Origin of the sequence: Aureimonas sp. OT7, from assembly GCF_014844055.1 — a bacterium.
Taxonomy (GTDB): domain Bacteria; phylum Pseudomonadota; class Alphaproteobacteria; order Rhizobiales; family Rhizobiaceae; genus Aureimonas; species Aureimonas altamirensis_A.
Genome location: NZ_CP062167.1, coordinates 3,026,706 through 3,044,403, shown reverse-complemented (window position 1 = coordinate 3,044,403; position 17,698 = coordinate 3,026,706). Strand labels below are relative to the sequence as shown.

19 protein-coding genes are annotated in these 17,698 nt (G+C 65.5%); 14 read left to right on the top strand and 5 right to left on the bottom strand.

All coding sequences use genetic code 11. The features are described 5' to 3' along the window. Nucleotides 1–4: 4 nt before the first annotated feature. The 3 genes from IGS74_RS14465 (at nucleotide 5) to thrS (ending at nucleotide 2,821) form a co-directional block, all read left to right on the top strand. Nucleotides 5–445, top strand: coding sequence for an iron-sulfur cluster assembly scaffold protein (locus IGS74_RS14465; protein WP_192391817.1), 441 nt, complete (start codon nucleotides 5–7; stop codon nucleotides 443–445). Between the two features lie 3 nt (nucleotides 446–448). Continuing rightward, nucleotides 449–739 carry a membrane protein insertion efficiency factor YidD gene (gene yidD / locus IGS74_RS14460; RefSeq protein WP_039193165.1) on the top strand — a complete coding sequence of 97 codons (291 nt, stop codon included), beginning with the start codon at nucleotides 449–451 and terminating at the stop codon, nucleotides 737–739. 117 nt (nucleotides 740–856) lie between these two features. Continuing rightward, nucleotides 857–2,821 (top strand): threonine--tRNA ligase, encoded by a 1,965-nt coding sequence (thrS, locus tag IGS74_RS14455; RefSeq protein ID WP_192387068.1) that lies wholly within the window; start codon nucleotides 857–859, stop codon nucleotides 2,819–2,821. An 18-nt stretch (nucleotides 2,822–2,839) separates the two neighbouring features. Here thrS and IGS74_RS14450 read toward each other — a convergent pair whose 3' ends face one another. Next, nucleotides 2,840–4,012, bottom strand: a complete 1,173-nt coding sequence (locus tag IGS74_RS14450) for a crosslink repair DNA glycosylase YcaQ family protein (RefSeq protein ID WP_192387066.1) — start codon at nucleotides 4,010–4,012, stop codon at nucleotides 2,840–2,842. Further along, entirely contained in the window at nucleotides 4,009–4,797 is a 789-nt protein-coding gene (locus tag IGS74_RS14445) for an IclR family transcriptional regulator (RefSeq protein WP_192387064.1), read from the bottom strand. Before IGS74_RS14445 ends, IGS74_RS14450 begins: the two co-directional genes overlap by 4 nt. Before the next feature lie 165 nt (nucleotides 4,798–4,962). Here IGS74_RS14445 and IGS74_RS14440 point away from each other — a divergent pair, with 165 nt between their 5' ends. Genes IGS74_RS14440 through IGS74_RS14415 form a run of 6 tightly spaced genes read left to right on the top strand, consistent with a single transcriptional unit; the run spans nucleotide 4,963 to nucleotide 10,526 of the window. Then, nucleotides 4,963–5,877 (top strand): C4-dicarboxylate TRAP transporter substrate-binding protein, encoded by a 915-nt coding sequence (locus IGS74_RS14440; protein WP_192387062.1) that lies wholly within the window; start codon nucleotides 4,963–4,965, stop codon nucleotides 5,875–5,877. A 37-nt stretch (nucleotides 5,878–5,914) separates the two neighbouring features. After that, nucleotides 5,915–6,418 carry a TRAP transporter small permease gene (locus tag IGS74_RS14435; protein ID WP_192387060.1) on the top strand — a complete coding sequence of 168 codons (504 nt, stop codon included), beginning with the start codon at nucleotides 5,915–5,917 and terminating at the stop codon, nucleotides 6,416–6,418. Beyond that, on the top strand, nucleotides 6,415–7,698 hold the full coding sequence (locus IGS74_RS14430; protein WP_192387058.1) for a TRAP transporter large permease: 1,284 nt from the start codon (nucleotides 6,415–6,417) through the stop codon (nucleotides 7,696–7,698). The genes IGS74_RS14435 and IGS74_RS14430 overlap by 4 nt, the downstream gene beginning before the upstream one ends. A 16-nt stretch (nucleotides 7,699–7,714) precedes the next feature. Then, complete coding sequence (locus tag IGS74_RS14425; RefSeq protein ID WP_192387056.1) at nucleotides 7,715–8,911, top strand: CaiB/BaiF CoA-transferase family protein; 1,197 nt, start codon at nucleotides 7,715–7,717, stop codon at nucleotides 8,909–8,911. After that, entirely contained in the window at nucleotides 8,908–9,360 is a 453-nt protein-coding gene (locus IGS74_RS14420; protein ID WP_192387054.1) for a MaoC/PaaZ C-terminal domain-containing protein, read from the top strand. The genes IGS74_RS14425 and IGS74_RS14420 overlap by 4 nt, the downstream gene beginning before the upstream one ends. After that, complete coding sequence (locus tag IGS74_RS14415) at nucleotides 9,357–10,526, top strand: extracellular solute-binding protein (RefSeq protein ID WP_192387052.1); 1,170 nt, start codon at nucleotides 9,357–9,359, stop codon at nucleotides 10,524–10,526. Before IGS74_RS14420 ends, IGS74_RS14415 begins: the two co-directional genes overlap by 4 nt. Here the strand turns inward: IGS74_RS14415 and IGS74_RS14410 are convergent, their stop codons facing one another. After that, on the bottom strand, nucleotides 10,527–11,732 hold the full coding sequence (locus IGS74_RS14410; RefSeq protein WP_192387050.1) for a hypothetical protein: 1,206 nt from the start codon (nucleotides 11,730–11,732) through the stop codon (nucleotides 10,527–10,529). It abuts the gene before it with no gap. A 131-nt stretch (nucleotides 11,733–11,863) separates the two neighbouring features. Between IGS74_RS14410 and IGS74_RS14405 the strand changes: the two genes are divergently transcribed. Both IGS74_RS14405 and IGS74_RS14400 read left to right on the top strand, forming a co-directional pair. After that, nucleotides 11,864–12,433 carry a nitroreductase gene (locus tag IGS74_RS14405; protein ID WP_039194215.1) on the top strand — a complete coding sequence of 190 codons (570 nt, stop codon included), beginning with the start codon at nucleotides 11,864–11,866 and terminating at the stop codon, nucleotides 12,431–12,433. Between the two features lie 6 nt (nucleotides 12,434–12,439). Continuing rightward, entirely contained in the window at nucleotides 12,440–13,063 is a 624-nt protein-coding gene (locus tag IGS74_RS14400; protein WP_192387048.1) for a flavin reductase family protein, read from the top strand. On the opposite strand, the gene IGS74_RS14395 is transcribed toward IGS74_RS14400, so the two are convergent. Next, the gene (locus IGS74_RS14395; RefSeq protein WP_192391816.1) at nucleotides 13,060–13,821 is read right to left on the bottom strand and encodes an NAD kinase; all 762 of its coding nucleotides are present in this window, start codon (nucleotides 13,819–13,821) and stop codon (nucleotides 13,060–13,062) included. The two genes, IGS74_RS14400 and IGS74_RS14395, sit on opposite strands and share 4 nt — an antisense overlap. Before the next feature lie 59 nt (nucleotides 13,822–13,880). Next, nucleotides 13,881–14,498, bottom strand: coding sequence for an alpha/beta hydrolase (locus IGS74_RS14390; RefSeq protein ID WP_192387046.1), 618 nt, complete (start codon nucleotides 14,496–14,498; stop codon nucleotides 13,881–13,883). 122 nt (nucleotides 14,499–14,620) lie between these two features. On the opposite strand from IGS74_RS14390, the gene IGS74_RS14385 reads away from it, so the two are divergent. The 3 genes from IGS74_RS14385 (at nucleotide 14,621) to IGS74_RS14375 (ending at nucleotide 17,694) form a co-directional block, all read left to right on the top strand. Then, a complete protein-coding gene (locus IGS74_RS14385) occupies nucleotides 14,621–15,541 on the top strand; it encodes a LysR family transcriptional regulator (RefSeq protein WP_192387044.1) in 921 nt (306 codons plus the stop codon). 87 nt (nucleotides 15,542–15,628) lie between these two features. After that, on the top strand, nucleotides 15,629–16,114 hold the full coding sequence (locus IGS74_RS14380; RefSeq protein ID WP_192387042.1) for a formate dehydrogenase subunit gamma: 486 nt from the start codon (nucleotides 15,629–15,631) through the stop codon (nucleotides 16,112–16,114). Beyond that, a complete protein-coding gene (locus tag IGS74_RS14375; protein ID WP_192387040.1) occupies nucleotides 16,111–17,694 on the top strand; it encodes a formate dehydrogenase beta subunit in 1,584 nt (527 codons plus the stop codon). The genes IGS74_RS14380 and IGS74_RS14375 overlap by 4 nt, the downstream gene beginning before the upstream one ends. Nucleotides 17,695–17,698: the final 4 nt, after the last annotated feature.

Genomic DNA, 17,698 nt, shown 5'->3' with positions numbered 1-17,698 from the left:
CCCGATGATCGACGATGTCTACAATACCCGCATCCTGGAACTGGCCGGCAATATCGGACGTATCGGCCGGCTGCCGGCCCCCGACGCCAGTGCGACGGTGCATTCGCGCCTGTGCGGCTCTACGGTAACCGTGGATGTCTGTCTGGAGGGCGGCGTCGTGTCCGATTTCGCCCATGAGGTCCGTGCCTGCGCGCTCGGCCAGGCATCCTCGGCCATCATGGCTAAGGTGATCGTCGGCGCGACGCCGGCCGAGCTTCGATCCGTCAGGCAGGCCATGCGGGCGATGCTGAGCGAGGGTGCGCCGCCCCCGGAGGGTCGGTTCGCGGAACTGCGCTTTCTGGAGCCGGTCAAGGATTACAGGGCGCGCCATGCCTCGACCATGCTGACCTTCGACGCTGTCGTCACCGCCCTCGACGAGATCGAAGCGCGCGAACGGGCCGCCTGAGCCATGGCTGCGGCCCGCGGGCGCAATTATGACGGACCGTACCGCAAGACGCCCGGCCGGCTCTTCGGCATGGGGTTTGTGCGCCTATACCAGCTGACGTTTTCGCCATTGGTGGGCGGGCACTGCCGCCACATTCCGACATGCTCCGAATATGCCTACGAGGCCATTGCGCGGCATGGCCTCTGGCGCGGCGGCTGGCTGTCGGCACGAAGGGTGTCGCGCTGCGGCCCCTTTGGCAAGGCAGGCCACGATCCCGTGCCGGACGATGTCGCCACGCCGTGCCGCCATCGCTAAAGCATTCCCGTTTGCGCGACGATGGGCTAGAAGGCGGCGGTCCGGCCCGTCGGTGGCCGGCTATCGATCGATAAGCTTTCCCGCATGGTAGGCGGGGGTGAGCGGAAAGGACATGACATGATCGACCTGCAATTTCCCGATGGTTCCATACGCCAGTACGCCCCGGAGACGACCGGCGCGGACATCGCGGCGGGCATCTCCAAGTCACTGGCAAAAAAGGCCGTTGCCTACGCGCTCGATGGCGAGCTGCGCGATCTTTCCGACGCCGTCGGGCAGGGCGGTACGCTGGAAATCATCACGCGGGAAGACCCGCGCGCCTTGGAGCTCATCCGCCACGACGCGGCGCATGTCATGGCCGAGGCCGTCCAGGAACTGTGGCCCGGCACGCAGGTGACGATCGGCCCGGTGATCGAGAACGGCTTCTACTACGACTTCGCGCGCGACACGCCTTTCACGCCGGAAGACCTGCCGGTCATCGAGAAGAAGATGGTGGAGATCATCCGCCGCAACGCCCCCTTCACCAAGCAGGTCTGGACGCGCGACAAGGCACGCCGGGTGTTTGCCGACAAGGGTGAGGCGTTCAAGGTCGAGCTCGTCGACGCCATCCCCGAGGGACAGGATCTGAAGATCTACAGCCAGGGCGACTGGTTCGACCTGTGCCGCGGGCCGCACATGGCGTCCACCGGCCAGATCGGCGAGAACTTCAAGCTGATGAAGGTGGCCGGGGCCTATTGGCGCGGCGATTCCAACAACCCGATGCTGACGCGCATCTACGGGACGGCCTGGGCCACGGCGGAAGAGCTGAAAGCCTATCTTCACATGCTGGAAGAGGCCGAGAAGCGCGACCATCGGCGCCTCGGCCGGGAGATGGATCTGTTCCATTTCCAGGAGGAGGGGCCGGGCGTCGTCTTCTGGCACGGCAAGGGCTGGCGCATCTTCCAGACGCTGGTCGCCTATATGCGCAGGCGGCTTGCCGGTACCTACGAAGAGGTGAACGCACCGCAGGTTCTGGACCATTCCCTGTGGGAGACGTCGGGCCATTGGGGCTGGTATCGCAACAACATGTTCGCGGTCACCGTGGCCGACGAGGACTCGGACGACGACCGGGTCTTCGCGCTCAAGCCGATGAACTGTCCCGGCCATGTGATGATCTTCAAGCATGGCCTCAAGTCTTATCGCGAACTTCCTATCCGGCTTGCCGAATTCGGCTCCGTCCACCGCTATGAGCCGTCCGGCGCGTTGCATGGGCTGATGCGGGTGCGCGGCTTCACGCAGGATGATGCGCACGTCTTCTGCACCGACGAGCAGCTTGCGGCCGAGTGCCTGCGGATCAACGATCTGATCCTGTCGGTCTACCGCGATTTCGGCTTCGAGGAGGTCGTCGTCAAATTGTCGACGCGTCCTGAAAAGCGCGTCGGCTCCGATGCGCTGTGGGACCGCGCCGAAGGCGTGATGGGCGAGGTGCTGGAAACCATCCGGATGCAGTCCGGCGGCCGCATAAAGACAGGTATTCTTGAAGGTGAGGGCGCGTTTTACGGCCCGAAGTTCGAGTATACGTTGAAGGACGCCATCGGGCGTGACTGGCAATGCGGCACGACCCAGGTCGATTTCAATCTGCCGGAGCGGTTCGGAGCGTTCTACATCGACCAGTCGTCCGAGAAGCGACAGCCGGTGATGATTCATCGCGCCGTTTGCGGGTCGATGGAGCGCTTCCTTGGCATCCTGATCGAGAATTTCGCCGGGCATTTCCCGCTGTGGCTGGCACCAGTGCAGGTTGTGGTGGCAACCATTACGGACGAGGCCGACGATTATGCCCGCGAGGTGGCGCAGCGTTTCCGCCGCGCCGGGCTTCATGTCGAGACCGACCTGCGGAACGAGAAGATCAACTACAAGGTCCGCGAGCATTCGGTGGCCAAGGTGCCCGTGATCCTCGTCTGCGGACGCCGCGAGGCGGAGGAGAACACCGTCAACCTGCGTCGTCTGGGCTCCCGCGACCAGCAGTCTTTGCCGCTGGAAGAAGCGCTTGCCCAACTGGCGGAAGAGGCGGTTCCGCCTGACCTCAAGCGCGAGCGCGCCGCCTGAGGCGGCCGATGCGGCCCGTCATTCGTGATCCACGATGTCGGGTTGCGTCACGGCGCCCAGATCCAGCCATCCGGCAAGGGCCGACAATTCGGTTTCCAGCGCTTCGATGGTGCCGGCCGGTGCGCCCTGCTCGAGGTGGATCGCATGGACACGCAGAAGGCGGGCCTGCCGGTCTGCCTTGAGGTCGACGCGGGCAACGAGCGTATCGCCGAGCAGGAACGGCAGCACGTAATAGCCGTGCTGCCTTTGTTCGGCGGGCACGTAGATTTCGATTCGATAGCGGAAGCCGAACAGGCGTTCCGCCCGCGCGCGTTCCCACACGATCGGATCGAAGGGCGCCAGCAGTGCCGCCGCATCGATGCGGCGCGGCTTGCGGGCTTCCGGATGGATGTAGGCGAGTGGCCAACCATCCACCGCCGCAGGCAACAGGGCCCCATCCTCGACCAGTTCGGAGATGGCCGTGCGTGTTTCTGCCGGCCCGAGCCGAAAGTAATCCCGCAGCTCGGCCGCGGTTGCGATCCCCAGCGCCTTGGCCGACCGCAGGATCAGCGCGCGATGCGCTTCTGCCTCCGGCACCGGCGGCACCGCCATGACCGCTTGTGGAATGACCCTTTCGGTCAGGTCGTAGACGCGTTCGAAGCTGCGCCGCCGCGTGGCGGTGGTGATATGGCCGGCATAGAACAGCCATTCCAGTATGCGCTTGGACTCGCTCCATTCCCACCAGCCGGTGCGGCTGGACTCGAACTCGGACGCCGCCATCGGACCCCCGGTCCGGATGCGGTCCAAAAGCGCCATGGCCTCGGCCCGCCGCTCTCCGGCGAACAGGCGCAGGCCCTTGTAGCCAGCCATGCCGCGATCGGCGCGCTCCATCCTCCAGCGCAACAGGGGAAACAGGTCCATGGGCAGCAGCGAGGCTTCGTGCGCCCAGTACTCGAAAACGCGGCGCTGCCGGCGGGGGCCCCAGGCGGCGCGGTCGAAATGCGCGCGGTCATAGGCGCCGAGGCGCGAGAATGCGGGCAAATAATGGGCGCGCGCCAGCACGTTGACGCTGTCGATCTGGTGCAGGGCCAGCCTGTCCAGTACGCGGCGCAGGTGCCCCTGATGGATGGCGTCCGGGCGGGGCTGTCCGAAGCCCTGTGCCGCCAAGGCCATGCGCCGTGCGAGCGGCAGTCCGATGCGCTGGATCGTCATGTCGTCGGCTGCGACCGGGGCGCGCCAAGGCGCGCCGACAATTCCGCCGCCGTCGCAAGCAGGGCCGGCAGCACGGATACTTTCTGCCTGTCGGGCGGAATGAGCCCGTCCACGATGGGTGCCGTCAAGGCCGCTGCGGCGACGCCGAGATGATTCAGCACCGGGCAGCTTATATCGGTGACGCCGGGCGCGATGCCGCTTTGATGCATCTCGAAGCCGTCTTCCCGAAGGCGCGCCAGTCTTCGGCGCAGATCGGAGGGGTCCTCGCCCGGGTCGAGCATCATGGACAGCAGTCTTTCGCGCGTTTCGTCATGCTGGAAGGCAGCGATCATCCGCGCGGAAGCGTAGCGGACCGAGAGTGGAAAGTAAGCGCCGACCTTGACGGTCCAGCCCATCAACTGGGCGTCCGGCTGCGCATGGGCGATGACCATGAGGCCGTCATTGTGCCGGATGACGAGATGGCAGGAGCAGCCCGAACCTGTCGCAAACGTCTCCATCAGCGGCGTTGCCACCTCAAGCATACGGCGCAGCGGCGGATGGACGTTTCCAAGCTCGAACAGCTTCAGCGTCAGCCAGTACCGGCCGCTGCCCGCATCCCGCGCGATATAGCCACGTCGTTCCAGCACGCCGAGCACGCGGAAAATCTCGCTGGCCGACCGTCCCGTCAGTCCGGCCACCTCTTTCTGCAGCAGGCCGTCTTTCTGGGAGGCCAGCAATTCCAGGATATCTAGTCCCTTTTCCAATGCCGGCGCGCGCCCCGGGCCTCCATTCTCGTCATCCGCCATTGACAGCTCCATTTTCATAAATAAAAATCACCTGACAAATATGAAAATCGCAGATCGTTGCCGTTGGAGGAATGGCGTATCTGCGATCCTGGGAGGTTTCCAATGAAATTCACGATCGGGGCCGCATTGGCCACGTCTATTTGCCTTATGGCGCCGGGCGGGGCGATGGCCCAGACAACATTGCGCGTTGCGCATGCGCTTTCGCCGAGCGAGCCGATACACGCCGCCGTTACGCAGTTCGCCGAAAAGGTGACGGAGCGCAGTGATGGCAGGCTCCGCATCCAGGTCTTCCCGTCGGAGCAACTTGGCATCAACCGCGAAATCTATGAGCAGGTCCGCCAGGGAGCGCCGATCATACAGGTAGCCGACCCCGGCTTCATGTCGGACTACGTCCCGGATTTCGGCGTGATGAACGGGCCCTACCTGCTCGACGACCCCGCCGATTTCCAGCGCATCCTGGACAGCGAATGGTACGAGGGCCTGAAAGCGAAGGCGGAGGAGGCCGGGTTCCGTCCACTGGCCTTCAACTACTTCTTCGGCAATCGGCACATGCTGGGCGCCAAGCCTTTCCGCGCGCCGGCCGACCTGCATGGCGTCACCATGCGGATCGCGCCCAATCCGATCTGGGTCGAAACCTTTGCGGCGCTGGATGCGCGGGGCACGCCCCTGCCGTGGAGCGAGGTCTACAGCGCGCTGTCGCAGAACGTCGTCGAGGCGGTGGAGGCGCCGCTGGGGTCCATCGTCGGTGCGCGCCTGACCGAGCAACGCCAGACCCTGTCGATGACCAGGCATTTCAGCGCCTATCTCGGCCTCGTCATGAACGAGCGGACGTTTGACGGCCTGGAGCCCGATCTTCAACAGATTCTCGTCGAAGAGGCGGAAGCCGCGGGCCGCATGATGACGGAAACGACCATCGCCAACGACGAGAAGCTGATCGAGGATCTACGTCAATCCGGCGTCGAGATCATCGACGACGTCGACATCGCCGCGTTCAGACAGGCGACGGCCAAGGTTTACGCGGCGTTTCCGGACTGGAGTCCCGGCATTTACGACGAGGTTCGCACGGTTCTTTCCCACTGAGCCCGCAAATCCACTCTTCATTGCCGAGGTATTCAACATGTCGGAGCTGTCAACGGGCCGGCCGGCGGTCGCCCTTGCCGAAAAACCTACCCTCTATATCGAGGAAATCATCGCATCCGTGGCCCTCGCGATCGTTGTCGCATCGGTCAGTTGGGGCGTGCTGACCCGCTACGCGCTGGAGCGTCCCGCCAACTGGACGAGCGAGCTTTCGGCCATCTGCTTTGCCTGGGCAGTCTTCGTCGGCGCTGCCGCCGCCTTCCGGCGCGGCGGGCACATCGCCATCGACGCGTTCGTGGACCTGTTGCCGGCCATGGCATCCCGTATCCTGCGGATCGCGGCAGCCACGATCGTCTTTGCCACCCTTCTGACGATGACGGTTCTGGCGACGCGCCTGACCCTGTCCACGACGGATGTGCCCACCACGGTCCTGCGCCTGCCGCAAGCCATCATATACGCAGCCGCGGCCTGCGGTTTCGCCCTGATGACGCTGCGTCATGCCGTCTCGTCGGTGCGGACGTTGAGGCAGGGGGCAAACACATGATCCTCTGGCCCATGGCATTGATGCTCGGACTTCTCGTCATGAGCGTACCGGTGGCTTTCTCGCTGATCGCGGCAAGCCTTCTGTTCTTCCAGCTGGGCGGCGCGCTGCCAATCGACCTGTTCGCGCAACGGATCGTGTCCAGCACCGAGTCTTTCCCGCTGCTCGCGCTCCCCTTCTTCGTGCTTGCCGGCAGCATCATGAACGCGGCCGGCATTACCCGCCGGCTCCTTGCCCTTGCCGACGCGTTCGTCGGCCACTTCACGGGCGGGCTCGCCCAGGTCAGCGTTATCCTGGCGACGATGATGGGCGGCCTGACGGCCTCGGCAAATGCCGACGCCGCCATGCTGTCCAAGATGCTGGGGCCCACGATGATACGCCGGGGCTATCCGGCTGGCTTTGCCGCCGCGACCGTCGCCTGCTCGTCGGTCATCGTGGCGATGATACCGCCCGGCATCGGCCTGATCGTCTACGCGTTCATGGCCAATGTCTCGATCGGGCGTCTATTCATCGCGGGCATCGTGCCGGGGCTGGTGGTCGCCGTTGCGCTGATGATCGCCATCTACCTCGTCTCCAAGCGTCGCGGCTATCGCCCGGAACGGACCCACATGGTGTCCGGCCGTCAACTCTGGACCGCATTCCGCGAGGCCATCTGGGCGCTGACCCTGCCGCTCTTCATCGTCATCGGCCTCAGATACGGTGTCTTCACCCCGACGGAGGCAGGCGCCATCGCCGTTCTCTACGCGATCGGTGTCGGCATCTTCGCCCATCGCGAGTTGAGCCTGGCGCAGGTTCCGGAGATCATCCGCGATACGGTGACCACCATTTCCATCGTGATGCTGATCATCTGCGGGGCTTCCGCCTTCGGCTACTACATGGTCTGGGAACAGGTCCCGACGCAGATCGCCGCAGCCCTGATCGCGACGACCGACGATTCGCTGGTTTTCTTCCTGATCGTCAACCTGATCTTCCTGGCGATCGGCATGTTCATCGAGGGCACGGCGGCCATCATCCTGCTGACGCCGATCCTTGCGCCGGTGGCGGTTTCGCTGGGCATAGACCCGATCCACTTCGGCATCGTCACCGTGTTCAACCTGACGCTCGGCGGCGTAACGCCGCCGGTCGGAACGCTGACCTTCACGGCAAGCAGCGTGTTGCGCATTCCGGTTTCATCGGCCTTCCGCCATTCGCTGCCGCTGCTGGCCGCGCTGCTGGTGGTGCTCGTGCTGCTGACCCTTGTGCCGGCCATCTCGCTCACCTTGCCAAACCTGATGATGCCCTGAGCGCAACGAGACAATGATGCTGAACAGAAACTCCACTTCGAACGGGGAGGCGGCTGACCTGCCGCTCGCCGGGATCACGGTCCTGGATTTCAGCCAGTTCCTGGCCGGGCCCTCGGCCTCGCTGCGGCTGGCCGATCTCGGAGCCGACGTCATCAAGGTCGAACGCCCGGACGGCGGCGACCTCAGCCGGCGGCTCTATGTCTCGAACTTGCGGATCGACGGCGACAGTACCCTGTTTCACACCATCAACCGCAACAAGCGAAGCCTTGCCGCCGACCTGAAGAATCCTGACGATATGGCCCGGCTCCGGACGCTGCTGAAGACGGCCGACGTCATGATCCAGAACTTCAGGCCCGGCGTCATGGAGCGCCTCGGTCTCGGATACGAGGACGTGCGCACGATCAATCCCGCGCTCGTCTATGCCTCGGTCTCGGGCTACGGAGATGCCGGGCCCTGGCGCGGCAAGCCCGGGCAGGATCTTCTGGTGCAGGCCATGTCGGGCCTTGCCTGGATGTCGGGCAATGCCAGCGAGCCGCCCGTCGCCACCGGCGTCGCCGTGGCCGACATGATGACGGGCACCCACCTCGTCCAGGGGATACTCGCCGCGCTGGTGCGGCGCGGCGTCAGCGGGCGGGGCGGTCGTATCGATGTCAGCCTGATGGAGTCCATCCTGGATCTCCAGTTCGAGTTCTTCAGTACCTTCCTGAACGATGGCGAAAAGGCGCCGGTGCGCGGCAGCATCGGCAGCGCCAGTGCCTATCTGAGCGCGCCATACGGCATCTATCCGACGCGCGACGGTTTCCTGGCCATCGCCATGAACCCCATCGACAAGCTGGCCGGCCTGATCGAGGCGCCGGAACTGGAGCCCTATCATGCGCCGGCCACCTGGTTCGACGGCCGCGACGAGATCAAGGCGATCATTTCCCGCCACATCGCCACACGGTCCACCGCCGAGTGGCTGGCCGTGCTGGAGCCCGCCGACATCTGGTGCGCCCCTGTGATGAGCTGGCCGGAACTTGTCTCGCACGAGGGTTTCAAATCGCTCGGCATGGTCCAGCAGGTCAGCACCAACACGGGGGCGACACTGCGCACCACGCGCTGTCCCATCCGCGTAGATGGCCGGATCCTCACGTCCGGGCGCGGCGCGCCGAAGGTTGGCGAGCACAACAAGGAGATACTGGACAGCATGCGTATGGCGGAGGAGTGCAAATGATCGTCGAGCGATATTTCGAGGACTACCTGGTCGGCGAAACGACCCTGACAAGCGGACGCACCATCACGGAAGCGGACATCGTACTGCATGCCGGGCAGACCGGCGACTTCTTCCCCCACCACATGGATGCCGACTGGTGCGCAACGCAGCCGTTCAGGCAGAGGATCGCGCATGGCACGCTGGTGTTCAGCGTCGGCATCGGGATGGCCGCCAGCGTCATCAATCCGCACAGCATGTCGTACGGCTATGACAGGCTGCGTTTCGTCCGGCCCGTCTTCATCAACGATACGATCAGGGTCCGAACCACGATCACCGAGAAGCGGGACCACAAGCGCCCCGACCAGGGGCTCGTGATCGAGAATGTCGAGGTGTTGAAGAAGGACGATTCAGTGGCGCTCTTCGCCAGTCATATCCACATCGTGACGCGCCGGGAGGCGCTTGCCGCATGAGCGTTCGAATCCTCAATTGGAGCAACCGGCGGGCCCTGGCCCCCATCGCCGAGGCGATCCGCAGCTTCACCGAACGATACCCCGGCGCGGACGTGGCCCAGGTCGAAAGGCCGCTCAGCGATTTCGAGCATCAGGGCATCGAAGGCGTGGCCGCGCAATACGACATCGTCATCTTCGACCACCCCTTCTGCGGGCGCATCGCCGCCTCTGGATGCTTCGAACCGCTGGAAGCCCCTCTTGCCGATCTCCTCGGAGACGACCGGGCAAACCTTTACATCGGTCCGAGCCTCGCAACCTACCGGTATCGAGAGCATGTCTGGGGTGCACCCATCGATGGGGCGACGCAGAATGCCGCATACCGCCCCGACCTTCTGGAACGGATCGGCGGCCGGGTGCCCGAAAGCCATGCCGACGTTCTGCAGCTCGGGCGGCTGGCGCGTGGATCGGGCCTATGGTTGGGAACGGCCCTCCAGACGCCGCACGCCTTCATGTCCATCCTGTCGTACATGGCCAATATCGGCCAGCCGGTGCGCGCGGATGATGACGCGCTCCTGGAGATACCGGAGGCGTCCTTCGCCAGGGCGTACCAGGCGATGGATGAGTTGATCCGGCTTTGCCCGCCGGAGGCGCATGGCTGGAACAGCATCGACCTGCATGAACAGATGATCGCGCGCGACGATATCGTCTACACGCCGGCCGTGTATGGATATGCCACCTATGGCGAGGCAGACATGCGTCGTCGCCTCGGCTTTGCGCCTTTCGCCGGCCTCGATGCGCCTTATCACGCCGGCTCCACCATCGGCGGAACCGCGCTCGGCCTGTCTGCCTCGGCGTCCGACAGGGATATGGCGCTGGCCTTCATTCGGCATGCACTGGAGCTTGGCATCGTCCATCGCCGGATCGGCCATCACCATGGGCAGGCTGCCGCGCGCGCGGAATGGGACGATCCAGAAATAGACCGTATCTTCAATGGGTTCCAGTCGGGCTCTTACTCGTCGATGGAGACGGCATGGACGCGGCCGCGCTACCCCGGCTATCCGGAGTTCCAGCGCAAGGCCGGGGAGGCCATGGCATCCTGCCTTTCGGCCGGGGCAGACGCCGCGAAGGCGCATGGCATGCTCTGCGATATAGCGGGCTTCGGCGTCCGGGCAGGCGTGGCGCGGTAGTCAGTCGCCGGAGCCCAGATCGGCATCGCCCGACACGTCGCCCTCGGTCTCTGCCGCCGCTTCCCCTCCCAACTCCTCGAAGCTCGGCACCGGGCCGGCGGATATCTCGTCGCCGCTGCCGTCGGCCGCCGGCTGGGGCGTAGCGGTGCCGTTGGCCACCAGCTCGACCTCTTCGTTCCGGCCGGCCGCGACATTGTAGACGCGCTGGTAGATGCGGTCCTTGTTCTTGGCGACGATGAGGTATTCGCCCTCGGCCAGCACCATGGACGCGAACGCGCCGACATTCTCGCGGATGAGGTCGCCCTGCGATGACGAGATGGACCAGGCGGTATCGGCAAGCGCTTCGCCCCCGGCCTCGCGCACCAGCTTCAGCGTCACCTCGGCCGCACGCTGCGTCAGCCGTGCGTCGGTGACGCGTCCGGTTTCCACCTTGATGTCCGCGCGTGCCACCGCGTTGACCGCCCCGTAGTTGGAAACGACGTGATAATCGCCGGCGTTCAACCGCACCACGGTTCCCGGAGCGACGTCCTCGGCCACCAACCGTCGGTCCTGCGCGGTAGGCCCCTGCGTATAGATGTCGAAGGTAAGGAGCTTGGAGGTGATCGCCTCGCCGTTGCCGGCGGTGGCACTGAGCCGCAATCCGCCGGCCTCCAGCACGACGGTATCCGTCAAACTCCTGCCATCGAAGTCGATGCGCTTGGTAACCCCGGCGCGGCCGTATCCGACATGCAGCAGGTAGGAGCCCGTCGGTACGTTGAACTGGACGCTGCCACCCCGCTGGATGCCGACGAGTTGCAGCTTGCCTTCCCGGTTGAGGCGGGTGGAGAACAGGCGCCAGACCAGGCCGTTTGGAATGGCCGCGCCATCCTCGCCCATGAGTGCGTTGAACGTCAGTGCGCCGTTGCGCGCAGTGTCATTGAGCTGCGGCAGGATATCGCCGGGAATCGCGGGAAGGTTGGGCACCGCATAGGAGGATAGGCCGTCGGCTGGCATCGGCAGCTCGATCCGGTCCTGCGGGCCGCGCCCGTTGCCGAAGGGAATGCCGAGCCGCTCGTTCTGCATTGCGTCAGGAATGCCCGAGGGAGAGGCATAGGCGCCGCCGCTGTCGTCGTCGCCGCCACCGCCCGGGGGCGGGCCGCCTTGCGCAAACGCATTCGACGACGCCATCGCGAGCGCGACAAGCAACATGGCACTCGACTTTCTCACGCGTAGCCCTTCATCCCATTTCGCATTGGCAAAGTTTCGTCGCCCCGATATGGCTGACGATCCGGTCGCGGCGCAAGGTGCGCCTTGAAATCGGGCCGAAAAGTGATGATGGCAGAGGAAGATCGACGACGATGACCGAACTGAAGCACCATCTGGCGACGCGGCGTTCGATCTCGATCCCCGATATCAAGGCCCCGGCGCCCGAGGGCGAGGAACTCGACCAGATCCTGCGACTTGCGGTCCGCGTGCCCGATCACGGCAAGCTTGCTCCATGGCGGCTGATTCTCATCCGTGGCGATGCCGCCGCCACCCTGGGCAAGGCGATGGCCGACATCGCCGAGAGCAACGAAGGCCCGCTCTCGGAGGCGCGCCGCGCCTTCGAGCTGGACCGCTTCACCCGCGCGCCGCTCGTCGTCGTCGTGGTGTCCAGAGCGGCCCCGCATTTCAAGATACCGGAATGGGAGCAGGTATTGTCGGCCGGCGCGCTGACCATGAACGTGATCCATGCGATGGGCGCGCATGGCTACGCCGCCACCTGGCTGACGGAGTGGCCCGCCTATGACGACCGGGCCAAGGCGGCGCTTGGGGTTTCCCCGGACGAAAAAATCGCCGGGTTTCTTTATGTGGGGACCCCGGCGGACGAGCGGTCGGAGCGTCCGCGCCCCGAACTGTCCGAGATCGTTACGCTGGCAAAGGGCTGAGACGCCATGTTCTACGAGACGTCCGACAATCGCCACGGCCTTGCGCACGACCCCTTCAAGGCCATCGTGTCGCCGCGTCCCATCGGCTGGATCTCCACCCGGTCACGCGGCGGCGCGGTGAACCTGTCGCCCTACAGCTTCTTCAACGCCATTTCGGACAAGCCCAAGCTGGTCATGTTCTCGTCTGGCGGCATGAAGGACTCTGCCACCTTCGCGATCGAAAGCGGCGAATTCGTCTGCAACTTCGCGACGGAGCAGCTGGCCGAAGCGCTGAACCGCAGTTCGGCACCGGCGCCGCGCGGCACGAGTGAATTTTCCTTCTCCGGGCTGACAGAGGCGCCGTGTCGCCTCGTCTCGGCGCCGCGCGTCGCCGAAAGCCCTGCCGCGCTGGAGTGCCGGGTGACCGAGTGGTTTCACCCGCGCGATATCGACGGTGGGCATTCCGGCAACGTCGTCGTGATCGGGCAGGTTGTCGGCATCCATCTCGACGACGCGCTGATCCGCGATGGGCGGATCGACATGGCGCTGGCCGCGCCTTTATCGCGCCTCGGCTACATGGACTATGCCGTGACGCGCGAGGTGTTCGAGATGTTCCGGCCCAAGGCGCCCGACGCCAGCGACCTCGACTAGTAGCGAAACTGCTCCGCCAGGATGCGCTCGTCCCAGCTGTGGTCGCGGTCGAACAGGATCGCGCAGCTGGAGCCGCGCTCCTCGTTTATGCGGATACGCAGGATGGACTTGACCTCGAAATGGTCGGCCACGGCGTTGACGGGCCGCTTCTCCGGTTCCAGCACCTCGATTTCCACCGTCTGCCGGTTGTGCAGCACCGCGCCGCGCCAGCGCCGCGGGCGGAACGGGCTCACGGGTGTCAGCGCCAGCAGGGGCGCATCGATGGGGATGATGGGCCCGCCGGCCGACAGGTTGTAGGCCGTGGAGCCTGTGGCCGTGGCCACCATGACGCCGTCGCAGGCAAGCTCGTCCAGCCGGACCTTGCCGTCGATGGAGATGCGAAGCCGCGCGATCTGGAAGGACTGGCGGAACAGCGCCACCTCGTTGATGGCCAGTGCCTCGTAATCCTGCCCGGTCTTGTCGCTTGCAATCATGCGGAGCGGGTGGATCGTGCTGCGAAGCGCGACGGCAAGGCGCGCTTCCAGCCCTTCCTCGCGGTAGGCATTCATCAGGAAGCCGACCGTGCCCCGGTTCATGCCGTAGATGGCCTTGCCGCTGTTCATGTAGCGGTGCAGCACCTGAAGCATGAAACCGTCGCCGCCCAGTGCCACGATCACGTCGGCATCGTCGGCCGGGGCGCCGTCGTAAAGCGCGGTCAGCCGCGCCAAGGCCGACTGCGCTTCCGGCGTATCGGATGCAAGGAATGCGAAGCTTGGAATGAGACCTGCCCCCGGCTCGAATCTGCGCAGCCCCTTTCGTAAGCTATCGTGCCTTCAAGTCAAAGGGCGAGGAACTCCGCCGAATGGCGAAGGTCCGCCTGCGTCAGCCCGTGCGAGGCCGGGAGGTTTCGGTAGGTGACATCGGCTCCGCAAGCCTTGAGGTGCTCCGCCAGCATCGCCGCGTTGGCGGCCGGGACGATCGGGTCCATGGCGCCCGACAGCATCAGGATCCGCTTGCTCGAAAGATCCGGCGAGGGCATCTTTTGCAAAGGCACCATGGCCCGCAGCAGCACCGCCCCGGCAAGCGCCTCCGGACGCAGCAGCAGAAGCGCCGACGCTATGTTGGCGCCGTTGGAAAAGCCGAAGGCGATCGGCGTATCCAGCCCGTAGGCCAGGCGCGACTCCGCCACGAAGTCGGCCAGTTCGTTGGCGCGAAACTTCACGTCCTCCTCGTCGAAGACGCCTTCGGCCAGTCGGCGGAAAAAGCGCGGCATGCCATTTTCATTAACCTTGCCGCGTGGAGACAACAGGGCCGAGCCGGGCGATACCGTCTGGCCGAGATCGATAAGGTCTTCCTCGTTTCCGCCTGTGCCGTGCAGCAGCAGCAAGGGGCGGCGGGCTTCGTCCTGCCCCGGGCTGTATCGGTGGATGAAGCTGTCCGGTCCTGTCTGTGTCATCCTCGTCGTCCTCTGGCGTATTCCGTCCGCCCAAACGTAATACCGCGCGGCGCTTGTGAAACGCCCATGCCTGTTGACGGTGCTTCCACGCTTCGTGCCATATGCGCTCGGCGGGAGGGCGCATGCAGATCCGGACTATCGAATATTTCGTCGCGCTGGCGCGCGAGCGGCATTTCGGCCGGGCGGCGGCTGCCTGCGGCGTGACCCAGCCCACCTTGTCCGCCGGGATCGGCGCCCTCGAAGACGAACTCGGTGTGCGCCTTGTGTTGAGAGACCGGCGTTTTGCCGGCCTGACGACGGAGGGCGAGGCCGCGCTGCCATGGGCGCAACAGCTCCTGGCCGACGTTTCGGGCCTGCGCGATGCGACGGAGACGCCGCCCGGCGGCGATGTGACGGGGCTGATGAGGCTCGGCATCATCCCGGCGGCCATGCCGGTCTGCGGAGCCTTCGTCGCGGCCTTGCGCAGCCTGCATTCGGCGGTTGCGGTGCAGATTCACGCATTGACCTCCCGCGAGATCGACCGTGCGCTCGCCGGCTACGAGATCGACGTCGGCATGACCTATCTCGACAACGAGCCGCTGCCCGACGTGATATCGGCCACGCTATACCGCGAGACCTATATCTTCGCGACGCCGGCCGGGGGGGCGTTGGCCGGGCGCGCCGCGATCGGCTGGGCGGAGGCGGTCGCGACGCCCCTGTGTCTTCTGGCGCCCGACATGCAGAACCGCCGTATCCTCGACGCCCATCTGGCCGGCATCGGCCTCGACGTCCGGCCGGCGGCCATGGCCAATTCCTATGCCGCCCTCCTGTCGATGGTGCGGGTTGGAGAGTTCTCCTGCATCCTGCCGCAGACCTACGCACGGACGATTGCGTGCGATCCCGCCATCGCCACGATGCCGCTCGATCCGCCGGCGCGGCCGCAGCCCGTCGGCCTGGTCGTGCCCAACCGCCATCCAAGCTCGGTGATGGCGCGGATCGCGCTGTCATGCGGAAGGTCGGCCCACCTGCGCCAGGCCCTGGCCGACATGCTCGGGCCGTCCTGATAGACATCGTCTATCAACCAGTGATGGCGACTATTTGACTGGTTCTAAATTTGGATCGACTCTTCCGTCCCGCAGGAGGAGTGCGCAATGCTGGACAGGGTAGGTGGCAACGGCGGTTACGACGCCGGGAGGCTGGCGGAGATACTCGCCGCCCATGCCGGTCGCAAGGGTGCGCTGCTGCCCATACTGCACGATGTAGTCGGCGAATTCGGTTTCGTCGACGATGCAATGGTGCCGGCAATCGCCGATGCGCTCAACCTGTCGCGGGCCGAAGTGCATGGTGTGGTCACCTTCTATCACGATTTCCGCCGCCGGCCCGCCGGCCGGCATGTCGTCCGGCTCTGCGTCGCGGAAGCCTGCAAGTCTCGGGGGGCCGATGCCCTGGCCGAGGCCGCCGAGCGGCAACTCGGCATACCGATGCACGCGACCGGCGGTGATGGCGCCGTGACGCTGGAGCCCGTGTACTGCCTCGGCCTGTGTTCGCTGTCGCCGGCGGCCATGGTGGACGGACAGGTGCACGCGCGGCTGACGCCGGAGCGGCTGGCTACCTTGTTGGTGGAGGCCGGTCTATGAGCCGCAAGCTGTTCGTGCCCGGTGATGCCGCCGCCGTCTGCGTCGGCGCCGACGAGATCGCCCGGCGCCTTGTCGAGGCCGCCCATGGGCTGGGTATCGACGTGGTCCTGATCCGCAACGGATCGCGCGGGGCGCATTTCCTGGAGCCGCTGATCGAGGTGGAAACGCCGAACGGCCGCATCGGTTATGGGCCGGTCGCGCCGGAGGATGTGGCGGGGCTCGTGGAAGCCGGCGTCTTCGATGGAGCGGAGCACGCCTTGTGCATTGGTCGGCCGGAGGATCACCCGTTCCTGAAAGGGCAGGTGCGCAGCACCTTTGCCCTGTGCGGGATCGTCGATCCGTGTTCCGAAGCCGATTATGCGGCGCATGGCGGCTGGACCGGGCTGAAGGCGGCGCTGGCGATGCCACCGCAGCAGCGCGTCGATACGGTGAAGGCTTCCGGCCTGCGCGGTCGCGGCGGAGCCGGTTTTCCGACCGGCATCAAGTGGGAAACCGTTTTCAAGGCCGATGGCGACGAGAAATTCGTCGTCTGCAACGCCGACGAGGGCGACAGCGGCACCTTTGCCGACAGGATGCTGATGGAGGGCGACCCCTTCCGCATGGTGGAGGGCATGGCGATCTGCGGCGCCACCGTGGGCGCCCGGTACGGCTACATCTACATCCGCTCCGAATACCCCCACGCCATCGCTGCGATGGAACGCGCCATCGTGCAAAGCCGCCGGGCCGGCTGGCTTGGCCCGGATATCCACGGGTTCGGCATCGCCTTCGACATGGAAGTCAGGGTCGGGGCCGGGGCCTATGTCTGCGGCGAGGAAACGGCGCTGCTCAACTCGCTGGAAGGCAAACGGGGGATCGTCCGGGCCAAGCCGCCGCTACCGGCATTGCAGGGCCTGTTCGGCAAGCCGACCGTCATCAATAACGTGCTGAGCCTGGCGACCGTGCCGGCGCTGTTTGCCGAAGGGCCCGAAAGCTACAACGCCATGGGCGTCGGCCGCTCGCGCGGGACGATGCCGGTGCAGCTTGCCGGCAATATCCGGTATGGCGGCCTTTACGAGGTGCCCTTCGGCATAACGCTCGGCGAACTGGTGCTTGGCGTGGGCGGCGGTACGGCCAGCGGGCGGCCGGTGCGCGCCGTGCAGGTGGGCGGACCCCTGGGCGCATACTTCCCGCCGCATCTGTTCGATACGCCCTTCGATTACGAGGCCTTCGCCGCAAAGGACGGGCTGATCGGGCATGGTGGCATCACCGTTTTCGACGATACGGTCGACATGGCGCGGATGGCCCGCTTCGCGCTGGAATTCTGCGCGGTGGAAAGTTGCGGCAAATGCACCCCCTGCCGCATCGGCGCGGTGCGCGGGCAGGAGGTAATGGACCGCATCCTTGCCGCGCGGCAGACGCTGGCGCCGGTGGGTGCCGATCTCGGCCTCCTGGCGGACCTGTGCCAGACCATGAAATTCGGCTCGCTCTGCGCGCTCGGCGGCTTCACGCCGTATCCGGTGTCCAGCGCGATGACCCATTTTCCAGAAGATTTCGACCTGACCCTGCGGGCCTTGCCGGCATCGCTGGAAGCGGCCCGTTGACGGC